Origin of the sequence: uncultured Allobosea sp. (genome assembly GCF_945957345.1) — a bacterium.
Classification (GTDB): domain Bacteria; phylum Pseudomonadota; class Alphaproteobacteria; order Rhizobiales; family Beijerinckiaceae; genus Allobosea.
Genome location: NZ_CAMFKW010000089.1, coordinates 1 through 9481 on the forward strand (window position 1 = coordinate 1; position 9481 = coordinate 9481).

Sequence of the window (9481 nt, forward strand, 5' to 3'; positions counted from 1 at the left end):
TCGCCTCCTTCCGGACGACGCTGACCAGCCGCATCGGCGTCGGCTACATGCTGGCCATGGCCTTCGTGCTCGGCGGCCTGTTCGGCTTCATCAACTCGGCGCAGCAGGTCTTCGTCGACGTCTTCCACGCGCCGGAGCTGTTCACCACCATCTTCGCGCTGATCGCGATGTTCATGGCGGCGTCCTCGCTCCTGAACTCGCGCATCGTCGGCCGGCTCGGCATGCGCCGCGTCTCGCATGGCGCCCTGCTCGGCTATATCGCGCTGACCGGCATCCATGCGCTGGTGGCGCTGGCCGGCCATGAATCGCTGTGGAGCTTCGCGATCCTGCAGGGTGGAGCGATGTTCTGCTTCGGGCTGATCGGCCCGAATTTCGGGGCGATGGCGATGGAGCCGCTCGGCCATGTCGCCGGCACGGCCTCCTCGGTGCAGGGCTTCGTCACCACCGTGATCGGCGCGCTGCTCGGCTTCTATATCGGCCAGCATTTCAACGGCACGGTCGTGCCGCTGACGCTCGGCTTCGCGCTCTGCGGCCTCGCCGCGCTCGTGGTCGTGCTGATCGTGGAGAAGGGCCGGCTGTTCCACCCGGCGCCCGGCCGGGCCTGAGGGCATCAGATCATTGTTATCGCATCGGATTTTCCGAAAAGTGGATTTCACTTTTCAGCCCGATGCTTTCGCCCTCTCACCGCCGCCCAAGGCGACGGGAATGCCTGGAATCCGCCCCGGCCCTCAAGACCGGAAGCGATCCATCCTAGGCTCGGGAGAGGTGCCGCCAGTGCCCTCCCGTAACAACGCTGCCGCTTCAGGCCGAAAAGTGGGTTCCACTTTTCGGAAGATGAGAGCGATCGCGCCTTCCTGAGAACCGTTCGCGCGCCGCGCCGGCGCGCGGCACTCTCAGGTCGTCTGAAGGTTCACGGCCGAGTTCTTGCCGGTCTTGCGATCCGGCTCGAGATCATAGCTGATCTTCTGCCCCTCGTTCAGCCCGCGCAGACCGGCCCGCGTCACCGCGCTGATATGGACGAAGACATCATTGCCGCCGCCATCAGGGGTGATGAAGCCGTAACCCTTGGTCTCGTTGAACCATTTCACGGTTCCCGTACTCACATGCCGTTCCTTCCATAGGCTCGCCGGATCCCCCCGGCAGCGCAGTGTAGAAAGCAAATCGCTCCGGTTGCAACGACGCGCTGCACAACCGGTTCCGCGCCTGCGAAAAACGGGCCGCAATGCCTCCCGTGCAGGCCCGCCGCCGAAGCAAGCCGCTTGCGGTCCGAGCGCCGCTCGCTCATGAACGGCGCAAGCTTGCGATCGAGGGAGCAGCAGGATGAGCAATTTTGTGATCGACCCGCCGGCCGTGACGGCCGTTCCGGTCGCGGGCGGCGGTTCCTTCCCGGTGCGGCGGGTCTTCTGCGTCGGCCGCAACTATGCAGAGCACACCCGCGAGATGGGCGGCGACCCCGACCGCGAAGAGCCGTTCTTCTTCACCAAGCCGGCCGATGCGCTGCTGATCAACGGCGCCGACATGCCCTATCCGACCAAGACGAAAGACCTCCACCACGAGATGGAGCTCGTCGTGGCCATCGGCACCGGCGGCAAGGACATCCCGGAATCCGAGGCGCTGGCCCATGTCTACGGCTACGCGGCCGGACTCGACATGACCCGCCGCGATCTGCAGGCTGCCGCGAAGAAGGCCGGGCGTCCCTGGGACATGGCCAAGGGCTTCGACCTCTCCGGGCCGATCGGCGAGATCGTGCCGGCGAGCCGTGCCGGCCATCCCAGCGCCGGCAAGATCGAGCTTACGGTCAACGGCGTCGTGCGCCAGACCTCCGACCTCGCCAAGCAGATCTGGAATGTCGAGGAGACGATCGCCTATCTCTCCGGCCTGGTCGAACTGAAGCCGGGCGACCTGATCTTCACGGGCACGCCGGAAGGCGTCGCCGCGGTGAACAAGGGCGACGTGCTCGAAGGCGAGATCGCCGGCGTCGGCACCGTTCGCACCCGCATCGCCTGATCCGGCAGCCAGGACAAGGATCGCATCATGCGCCTCACCCCCGACGCTTCCGGCGTCTTCCCGATCGCGCCGACCCCGTTCAACCCGGATGGCAGTATCGACTGGGCCTCGGCCGACCGGCTGTTCCAGTTTTACCACGACATCGGCTCGGACGGCGTCACCGTGCTCGGCATCATGGGCGAGGCGCCGAAGCTCGAGCCCGAGGAATCGGTCGAGCTGGTCAAGCGCTGCGTCGCCCGGATGGGGACTAAGCCGATCATCGTCGGCGTCTCGGCTCCCGGCTTCGCCGCGATGCGCTCACTCGCCCGGCAGGTCATGGATCTCGGCGCCGGCGGGGTGATGATCGCCCCGCCGCCCTCGCTTCGGACCGACGACCAGATCACCGGCTATTACGCGCAAGCCGTCGAGGCGATCGGGACCGACATCCCCTTCGTCATCCAGGACTATCCGCTGACGCTCTCGGTGGTGATGACGCCGGCCGTCATCCGCAAGATCGTCATGGACAACCCCTCCTGCGTGATGCTGAAGCATGAGGACTGGCCGGGGCTGGAGAAAATCTCGACGCTGCGCAAGTTCCAGAAGGAAGGCTCGCTGCGGCCGATCTCGATCGTGACCGGCAATGGCGGCCTCTTCCTCGATTTCGAGATGGAGCGCGGCGCCGACGGCGCCAATACCGGCTATGCCTTCCCGGAACTGCTGATCGACGTGGTCCGCCTGCAGAAGGCCGGCAAGCGCGACGAGGCGCATGACATCTTCGACGCGCATCTGCCGCTGATGCGCTACGAGCAGCAGCAGGGCGTCGGCCTTGCCGTGCGCAAATACACGATGATGAAGCGCGGCATCCTCAGCCACGACGCCCAGCGCAAGCCGGGCTCGGTGCTCAGCGCCGCGGCCAAGGCCGAGGTGGACTACCTGCTGTCGCGGATCGCGAAGCACGATCCGCGCGCGAAGATCTGATTGATCAGAACCGTCATGCTCGCCCTTGTGGCGAGCATCCACGTCTCGAACACCGCATGGCATCGACGAAGACATGGATGGCCGGGACAAGCCCGACCATGACGGCAGGTGGCAGCCCGAGGCTCAATGCCCCTTGTGCTCGCCCTCGCCGCCCTTGGCGGCGATCGAGTCGACCTTGAACTCGACATCGACGGTTCCGGCCTTCTCGAAAGTCAGCGTGCCCTTCATCATCTCGCCCTGCTTGAGCGGCTGCTTCAGGTCCATGAACATGATGTGGTAGCCGCCGGGCTTGAACTCGACCTTGGCACCGGCCGGCACCTCGACGCCCTGATCCAGCGGCCGCATCGTCATGACGCCGTCCTTCACCGCCATCTCGTGGACTTCGGCGCGGGCCGCGAAGGGAACGGAAACCGAGATGAGCCGGTCGGCGGTCGAACCCGTATTCTCGATCGAGAGGTAACCGCCGCCGACCTTGGCGCCGGCCGGCGTGGCGCGCGACCAGGGATGGCCGATCTTGAGCGGGCCGGCCTTGAATTCATGGGCGGTAGCGAAGCCGGCCGAGAGCAGGAGCGCCGCGGCGGCGAGCGAATAGGAAAGCTTCATGATGGATATCCCGAACGGGCGGGCTGCTGACGCAGCCTCGTGAAAAGGTGCCGTCGCTCCCTGGATCGCTATGCGATCCAGTTTTTGTCTCGGCATCGGAGCGGACAGGCCGGAATTGGATGCGGATGGGCAGGCGGAGATTTCAGCCCGCGGGCGGCGCGCGCGATTGCGCGAGCCCGGCCGCGAAACGATGCGGCAAGCCTTCTGCCAGCAGCGCAGGCGCTGCCAGACGCGTGGCGAGCCGCCCCGGCGCCGGCGCGGCTTCGACCGGCGGGCCGGCGAGCACCGGATTGAGCGGACAGCCCTTGCAATGGGTGAGATCGCCGAGCGGCAGCGGCTGCCCCTCGTCGGGTACCGGCGCGCCCGAGCAGAGCACGAAGCCATCATGGCCGCTCAGCGTCGCCAGCGCCGGAGCGGGCGCGAGCGCCAAAGCCAGCACGCACAACGCATAGGCCGTCGCCAGCCAGGCTCCGAGCCCGGAGCGGCGAAGACAATCGAGAAGGGCGGCGCGAGCCTGCATGGCTGCAAATGGCGCCGCTTCCCCGGCTTCGTCAAGCCGCGCATTGCCGCATCCTTGGCAGAGAGCAAACAGCGCGCGAAGAATATTCTTCTCCGCCGGATCGTTTCTTCAAAAGAACGATCCGATTGACAAACAGGACGATACCCATCAGATTGCAGATGTTCCCGGAGCAATCGGGGAGCCGCGGAGATTTGAGCAGCAGCTTGCGCCGCGTCACCAAACGCTAAAGCGCCACGACTGGGTCGTGGGCTCCAGATCGAGGAGACTGACATGACCGTTGCGAAAAAGAGCCGAAGTCAGACCCGCTTCCGCCGCATGTCCTGCCGCTGTCGACGCTGAGATCGCAAGGCCGAGAGGCCATTTCCATCCGATCGTTTCGACGAACGCCGCCCGCGCGGCGAAAGGCAGTTCCATGTCCCAGCTTCATTCCCTTCCCGGCCGGGCCCGCCCGGCGCAGCAGGCCTATGTCATCGAGCTCGGCGAGGCTCAGGTCGGGCTCGTGAGCCGCCGCGCCGACGAGCGCGACTTCACCTTCGTCTCCGCCTCCGCCGCCTTCCGGGCGCTGGATGGCCAGCGCTTCGCCACGCCCGGCGCCGCCGAGACCGCCGCGCGCCGGCTCTTCCGCTCGCTGCGGCGCACGCCGCTGCTGCTGGCTTCGTGAGGCGGCGATGCAGCTTATCTCCACGCTCTTGAACGGCCTCGTGGCCTGGTTTGCCCAGGCCGTTCCCGCAGCCTTCGACACGCTCGACGCCGCGACAGCGGACGACCAGCGCCGCTCGGTCCATGACGTGACCATCGAGCAGCTCGGCATCGCCCACTGGTCCTGCCACACGCATTTCTGAGGACATGATGAACGCCCCCGTCAGACCCGGCACGCTCAGCGCCGGCGTCATCCCCCTGTCGTTGCCCGAGGCGGCCATCCGCTTCGAGGCGGTCGGCAAGACCTATCCGGGCCGCCGCGGCCAGCAGCCGGTGAGCGCGCTCGCGGGAATCGATCTCGACGTGCCCGCCGGCACGATCCTCGGCGTGATCGGCCGCTCCGGCGCCGGCAAGTCGACGCTGATCCGCCTCGTGAACGGGCTAGAGCGCGCCACCGAGGGCCGCATCTTGATCGAAGGCACGGATGTGACGGCCCTCACCGAATCCGGCTGGCGCCAGCAGCGCCGGCGGATCGGCATGATCTTCCAGCATTTCAACCTGCTGTCGTCGCGCACGGTCTTCGACAATGTCGCGCTGCCGCTGGAGATCGCGGGCGCCGGCAAGGCCGAGATCGCCGCGAAGGTCGAGCGCCTGCTCGCGCTGGTCGGCTTGTCCGACAAGAGCACGCGCTATCCGGCCGAGCTTTCGGGCGGGCAGAAGCAGCGCGTCGGCATCGCCCGGGCGCTGGCTACCGATCCGAAGGTGCTGCTCTGCGACGAGGCGACCTCGGCGCTCGATCCCGAGACCACACGCTCGATCCTCGCCCTCCTCAAGCAGGTCAATCGCGAACTCGGGATCACCATCCTGCTGATCACTCACGAAATTCCCGTCATCAAGGAGATCTGCGACCGCGTCGCGGTGATCGAAGGTGGGCGTATCGTCGAGCAGGGCGAGACCTTCGAAGTCTTCACCAACCCGCAGCATCCGACGACGGCGAGCTTCGTCGAGACGGTGACCGGCGTCGAACTGCCCGAGCATCTCGCCCATCGCATCCGCAAAGAGGCGCGCCCCGGCGACAATATCGTGCTGCGCATCACCTTCCTCGGCGAGAACGCGACGGCCCCGGTGATCAGCCGGCTCAGCGCCATCGTCGGCGTCGACGTCAACATCCTGGCCGGGCGGATCGACGCCATCGCCGGCCAGCCCTTCGGCAGCCTGCTCGTCTCAGTGTCGTCGCGCGCGCCGGAGAGCGACGCCGTGCTTGGCGCCCTGAAGAGCCTCGGGCTCAAGGCGGAGGTGATCGGCCATGTCTCCTGAAATCATCCACCTGATCGCGCAGTCGACGCTGGACACGCTGGCCATGGTCGCGGTCGCGGCCGGGCTCGGCATCCTGTTCGGCCTGCCGCTCGGCGTCTTCCTGGCCACCAGCAAGCGCGGCGAATTATTTGCGGCGCCCGCCGCCAACGTGCTCCTGGGCACGCTGGTCAACGCCACGCGCTCGACACCCTTCATCATCCTGGTCGTCGCGATCATCCCGTTCACCCGCCTGATCGCCGGCACCTCGATCGGCACTACAGCCGCGATCGTGCCGCTGACGGTCGCGGCGACGCCGTTCATCGCCCGCCTGATCGAGGGCGCGGTGCGCGAGGTCGATCAGGGGCTGGTCGAGGCCGCGCGTGCGATGGGCGCCACGCCCGTGCAGATCGTGCGCAAGGTGCTGGTGCCCGAGGCCCTGCCGGCGATCGTGCTCGGCCTGACGCTGGCTCTGGTCAGCCTGATCGGCTTCTCGGCCATGGTCGGCGCGGTCGGCGGCGGCGGTCTCGGCGATCTCGGCATCCGCTACGGCTACCAGCGCTTCATGCCGGACGTGATGGCGGCGGTCGTCGCCGTGCTCATCGTCCTCGTCCAGCTCGTCCAGAGCATCGGCGACCGGCTCGCCCGCCATCTCAACAAGCGCCTGCGCCACGCCTGACGCTTCCAAGCTCATCCGCATCAGACAGAAGGAACGACCCTCATGACGACCCTCCTCGACCGCCGCGCCGCGCTGCTCGCCGGCTTCGCCCTCACTCTCGCCGCCGTCCCGGCACTCGCCCAGCAGAGCCAGGTGGTCCGCATCGGCGTCTCGCCCGGCCCCCATGCCGAGATCCTGGAAAAGGTGAAGCCCGTCCTCGCCCAGAAGGGCATCGATCTCAAGATCATCGAGTTCTCCGACTATGTCGTGCCGAACCAGGCGCTCGATGCCGGCGAGCTGGAGGCCAATTCCTTCCAGAACCAGCCCTATCTCGACAATCAGGTGAAGGATCGCGGCTTCAAGATCGAGAGCGTGGGCCTGACCGTGAACTTCCCGCTCGGCATCTACTCGGCCAAGTACAAGGACTGGTCGCAGGTGCCGGATGGTTCGACCGTCGCGATCCAGAACGACCCGACCAATGGCGGCCGCTCGCTGCTGCTGCTGCAGGACAAGGGCGTGATCAAGCTGAAGGACGGCGTCGGCTTCAAGCCGAGCCCGGCCGATATCGTCGGCAATCCGAAGAAGCTGAAGATCATCGAGATCGAGGCCGCGCAGACCCCGCGTTCGCTGGCCGATGTCGCCGCCGCCGCGATCAACACCAACTACGCCGTCGATGCCAAGATCGACCCGGCCTCGGCGATCCTGCGCGAGGACGCCAAGGGTCCCTATGTCAACCTGATCGCAGTCCGCACCGCCGACAAGGACAAGCCCTGGGTCAAGACGCTGGTCGAAAGCTACCACACGCCCGAGATCAAGGCCTTCGTCGCCGAGCGCTTCAAGGGCGCCGTGCTCGCCGGCTGGTAACCGCTCCTCCCACCTGGCTTTTCGATCATCGGCCAGGCGCCTTGCCCCGGATGCGGATCGCATCCGGGGCTTTTTATTGCTCGCTTTCAGGACAACAGTCCGCCTGGCCTATCGAAGCGCCGCCACCTCACTGGCCGGTTGGACCGCGCCCGAACGCCTGAAGCCGATCACTTCGAGCTCGGTCACGATCGCCACGGCGGCGGCCTGGGCCAGGACGAAGGCAATGCCCAGGCCGGTCGGCGCGAACCAGCCCATCAGCAGGATCGCGATGCTGTCGGCAATCCAGAGCAGGTTGACGCCGATCACGGCATAGACAGCCACGCGCGGCAGGGCCTTCCGGCTGGCGAACCAGCCGATCAGAGCGGCGCAGGGCAGCAGCACGAGCCCGGCACCGCGCAGGAACTCCACGGGCAGGCTGAGCGGGGCGGCGAGCGGCCCGGCCGCGGCGGCGAGGATGAGGCCCATGCCGGCACAGGCGGCGGCATCGAGGGCAAGAGCGCCGCGCAGCAAGGGCGAGGACTGGATGAGCGACATGGCATTCTCCTTCGCGGTTTGGGCCTCAAGCCCATTTCGATGGAGGGAATGCTGACGGAACCGCGTCGGCCCGTCGATTAAGCGGGAGGTAATTGGAACCGCCCGCCGGGATCGCTAGCTTCTCCGCCATGAACACACACCAGCCTCCCCCGATCGGCGCACTCCTGCGGGACTGGCGCCAGCTCCGCCGTTTCAGCCAGCTCGATCTCGCGCTCGAAGCCGAGATCTCGCAAAAGCATCTGAGCTTCATCGAAAGCGGCCGCTCGCGACCGAGCCGCGAGATGGTGCTGCTGCTGGCCGAGCATCTCGGCGTGCCCCTGCGCGAGCGCAACGCCTTGCTGCTGGCGGCCGGCTATGCGCCGATCTATCCGGAGCGCCCGCTGGAAGACCCGTCGCTGAACGCCGCCCGCAGCGCGATCGACCTGATCCTCAAAGGGCATGAGCCCTACCCCGCGATCGCGGTGGACCGGCATTGGACGCTACTGGCCTACAATAATGCGGTGACGCGGCTGCTCGGGCTCGTCGCGGATGCGGAGCTGCTGAAGCCCCCAGTCAATGTCCTGCGCCTGTCGCTGCACCCGGACGGGCTTGCGCCCTTCATCCTCAATCTCGCGGAATGGCGCGCCCATCTGCTGGCACGCTTACGCCAGCAGGTGCGTGCGACGGCCGATCCGAAGCTTGGCGAATTCCTGGGCGAATTGATGAGCTATCCCCATCCCGGCACGGGCACACGCCATGAAGCCGAGGCGGAAGCCGCGATCGTGGTGCCCATGCAGTTGAAGCTGGGCGAGACCACGCTGTCGCTGATCTCGACGACCACCGTGTTCGGAACGTCCGTCGACGTGACCCTCTCGGAACTCGCCCTGGAGACCTTCTTCCCGGCGGATGCGGCGACGGGCGAAGCATTGCGGGCACTCGCAGCGCAGGCGGAAAGCGCGACCTGAGCGCCGGAACCTTTCCGCACAGCGACGGTTCTTCCCGCGGATAACGGCTGGGGGCCGACCTTTCAGGAAAGACAGCGCAATGGGCAGCACGACCGACAAGATCAAGGGCATGGCCAACGAGGCCGCCGGCAACGTCAAGCAGGCCGCCGGCAAGGCGTTCAACAAGCCGGAATGGGAGGCCGAGGGCGCCGCGCAGGAGCTGAAGGGCGAAGCCCAGCAGGCGCTCGGCAAGGGCAAGGACGCCGTCAAGAAGGCCGTCGATAAGGTCTGACGCATCAGCCTCAACGCAAAAGGGCCGCCGAAAGGCGGCCCTTTTCATGTCTATACCTGCGATGCCTCAGGCGGTGCCGCCGAAGCCGCCGAGGAAATCCTTGACCCTGCCGAAGAAGCCCGCCGTCTCCGGGTGATTGGTGTGCGAGCTTTCGCGCTCGAACTCCTCCAGCAATTCGCGCTGGCGCGCCG

General features: G+C 66.8%; 13 protein-coding genes and 2 pseudogenes. 10 read left to right on the plus strand and 5 right to left on the minus strand.

Annotation, left to right across the window (positions count from 1 at the left end; genetic code table 11):
* Window positions 1–605: pseudogene (locus Q0Q36_RS24330) on the plus strand (MFS transporter); the annotation flags it as partial.
* Between the two features lie 288 nt (window positions 606–893).
* Here Q0Q36_RS24330 and Q0Q36_RS24335 read toward each other — a convergent pair.
* Window positions 894–1103, minus strand: a complete 210-nt coding sequence (locus Q0Q36_RS24335; protein ID WP_047581044.1) for a cold-shock protein — start codon at window positions 1101–1103, stop codon at window positions 894–896.
* Window positions 1104–1320: 217 nt separating this feature from the next.
* On the opposite strand from Q0Q36_RS24335, the gene Q0Q36_RS24340 reads away from it, so the two are divergent.
* Complete coding sequence (locus Q0Q36_RS24340) at window positions 1321–2007, plus strand: fumarylacetoacetate hydrolase family protein (RefSeq protein ID WP_293802337.1); 687 nt, start codon at window positions 1321–1323, stop codon at window positions 2005–2007.
* A 27-nt stretch (window positions 2008–2034) separates the two neighbouring features.
* Window positions 2035–2964: a dihydrodipicolinate synthase family protein gene (locus tag Q0Q36_RS24345; RefSeq protein ID WP_293802339.1), complete on the plus strand. Its 930-nt coding sequence runs from the start codon at window positions 2035–2037 to the stop codon at window positions 2962–2964.
* 123 nt (window positions 2965–3087) lie between these two features.
* Here Q0Q36_RS24345 and Q0Q36_RS24350 read toward each other — a convergent pair whose 3' ends face one another.
* Together Q0Q36_RS24350 and Q0Q36_RS24355 are read right to left on the minus strand one after the other, a co-directional pair.
* On the minus strand, window positions 3088–3567 hold the full coding sequence (locus Q0Q36_RS24350; RefSeq protein WP_293802341.1) for a copper chaperone PCu(A)C: 480 nt from the start codon (window positions 3565–3567) through the stop codon (window positions 3088–3090).
* Window positions 3568–3709: 142 nt separating this feature from the next.
* Entirely contained in the window at window positions 3710–4087 is a 378-nt protein-coding gene (locus Q0Q36_RS24355; protein ID WP_293802343.1) for a hypothetical protein, read from the minus strand.
* Window positions 4088–4499: 412 nt separating this feature from the next.
* Here Q0Q36_RS24355 and Q0Q36_RS24360 point away from each other — a divergent pair, with 412 nt between their 5' ends.
* Genes Q0Q36_RS24360 through Q0Q36_RS24380 form a run of 5 tightly spaced genes read left to right on the plus strand, consistent with a single transcriptional unit; the run spans window position 4500 to window position 7541 of the window.
* Window positions 4500–4748 (plus strand): hypothetical protein, encoded by a 249-nt coding sequence (locus Q0Q36_RS24360; RefSeq protein WP_293802345.1) that lies wholly within the window; start codon window positions 4500–4502, stop codon window positions 4746–4748.
* A gap of 7 nt (window positions 4749–4755) precedes the next feature.
* Window positions 4756–4929: a hypothetical protein gene (locus Q0Q36_RS24365; protein WP_293802347.1), complete on the plus strand. Its 174-nt coding sequence runs from the start codon at window positions 4756–4758 to the stop codon at window positions 4927–4929.
* Between the two features lie 7 nt (window positions 4930–4936).
* Window positions 4937–6043, plus strand: coding sequence for a methionine ABC transporter ATP-binding protein (locus tag Q0Q36_RS24370; protein ID WP_293802349.1), 1107 nt, complete (start codon window positions 4937–4939; stop codon window positions 6041–6043).
* Window positions 6033–6698, plus strand: a complete 666-nt coding sequence (locus Q0Q36_RS24375; RefSeq protein ID WP_293802378.1) for a methionine ABC transporter permease — start codon at window positions 6033–6035, stop codon at window positions 6696–6698. Before Q0Q36_RS24370 ends, Q0Q36_RS24375 begins: the two co-directional genes overlap by 11 nt.
* Window positions 6699–6740: 42 nt before the next feature.
* On the plus strand, window positions 6741–7541 hold the full coding sequence (locus Q0Q36_RS24380) for a MetQ/NlpA family ABC transporter substrate-binding protein (protein ID WP_293802380.1): 801 nt from the start codon (window positions 6741–6743) through the stop codon (window positions 7539–7541).
* A 108-nt stretch (window positions 7542–7649) separates the two neighbouring features.
* On the opposite strand, the gene Q0Q36_RS24385 is transcribed toward Q0Q36_RS24380, so the two are convergent.
* The gene (locus tag Q0Q36_RS24385; RefSeq protein WP_293802382.1) at window positions 7650–8075 is read right to left on the minus strand and encodes a hypothetical protein; all 426 of its coding nucleotides are present in this window, start codon (window positions 8073–8075) and stop codon (window positions 7650–7652) included.
* A gap of 128 nt (window positions 8076–8203) precedes the next feature.
* Between Q0Q36_RS24385 and Q0Q36_RS24390 the strand changes: the two genes are divergently transcribed.
* Both Q0Q36_RS24390 and Q0Q36_RS24395 read left to right on the plus strand, forming a co-directional pair.
* Window positions 8204–9019 (plus strand): helix-turn-helix transcriptional regulator, encoded by an 816-nt coding sequence (locus Q0Q36_RS24390; RefSeq protein ID WP_293802384.1) that lies wholly within the window; start codon window positions 8204–8206, stop codon window positions 9017–9019.
* A 79-nt stretch (window positions 9020–9098) separates the two neighbouring features.
* Window positions 9099–9290: a CsbD family protein gene (locus Q0Q36_RS24395; RefSeq protein WP_047582751.1), complete on the plus strand. Its 192-nt coding sequence runs from the start codon at window positions 9099–9101 to the stop codon at window positions 9288–9290.
* A gap of 66 nt (window positions 9291–9356) precedes the next feature.
* On the opposite strand, the pseudogene Q0Q36_RS24400 reads toward Q0Q36_RS24395, so the two are convergent.
* Window positions 9357–9481, minus strand: a pseudogene (locus tag Q0Q36_RS24400) (molecular chaperone DnaJ); the annotation flags it as partial.

What these genes read in the sequence shown, in the direction of transcription:
- Q0Q36_RS24340 (WP_293802337.1), top strand. Translation starts at nt 1,321, where the DNA reads ATGAGCAATTTTGTGATCGACCCGCCGGCCGTGACGGCCGTTCCGGTC.
- Q0Q36_RS24345 (WP_293802339.1), top strand. Translation starts at nt 2,035, where the DNA reads ATGCGCCTCACCCCCGACGCTTCCGGCGTCTTCCCGATCGCGCCGACC.
- Q0Q36_RS24350 (WP_293802341.1), bottom strand. Translation starts at nt 3,567, where the DNA reads ATGAAGCTTTCCTATTCGCTCGCCGCCGCGGCGCTCCTGCTCTCGGCC.
- Q0Q36_RS24355 (WP_293802343.1), bottom strand. Translation starts at nt 4,087, where the DNA reads ATGCAGGCTCGCGCCGCCCTTCTCGATTGTCTTCGCCGCTCCGGGCTC.
- Q0Q36_RS24360 (WP_293802345.1), top strand. Translation starts at nt 4,500, where the DNA reads ATGTCCCAGCTTCATTCCCTTCCCGGCCGGGCCCGCCCGGCGCAGCAG.
- Q0Q36_RS24365 (WP_293802347.1), top strand. Translation starts at nt 4,756, where the DNA reads ATGCAGCTTATCTCCACGCTCTTGAACGGCCTCGTGGCCTGGTTTGCC.
- Q0Q36_RS24370 (WP_293802349.1), top strand. Translation starts at nt 4,937, where the DNA reads ATGAACGCCCCCGTCAGACCCGGCACGCTCAGCGCCGGCGTCATCCCC.
- Q0Q36_RS24375 (WP_293802378.1), top strand. Translation starts at nt 6,033, where the DNA reads ATGTCTCCTGAAATCATCCACCTGATCGCGCAGTCGACGCTGGACACG.
- Q0Q36_RS24380 (WP_293802380.1), top strand. Translation starts at nt 6,741, where the DNA reads ATGACGACCCTCCTCGACCGCCGCGCCGCGCTGCTCGCCGGCTTCGCC.
- Q0Q36_RS24385 (WP_293802382.1), bottom strand. Translation starts at nt 8,075, where the DNA reads ATGTCGCTCATCCAGTCCTCGCCCTTGCTGCGCGGCGCTCTTGCCCTC.
- Q0Q36_RS24390 (WP_293802384.1), top strand. Translation starts at nt 8,204, where the DNA reads ATGAACACACACCAGCCTCCCCCGATCGGCGCACTCCTGCGGGACTGG.
- Q0Q36_RS24395 (WP_047582751.1), top strand. Translation starts at nt 9,099, where the DNA reads ATGGGCAGCACGACCGACAAGATCAAGGGCATGGCCAACGAGGCCGCC.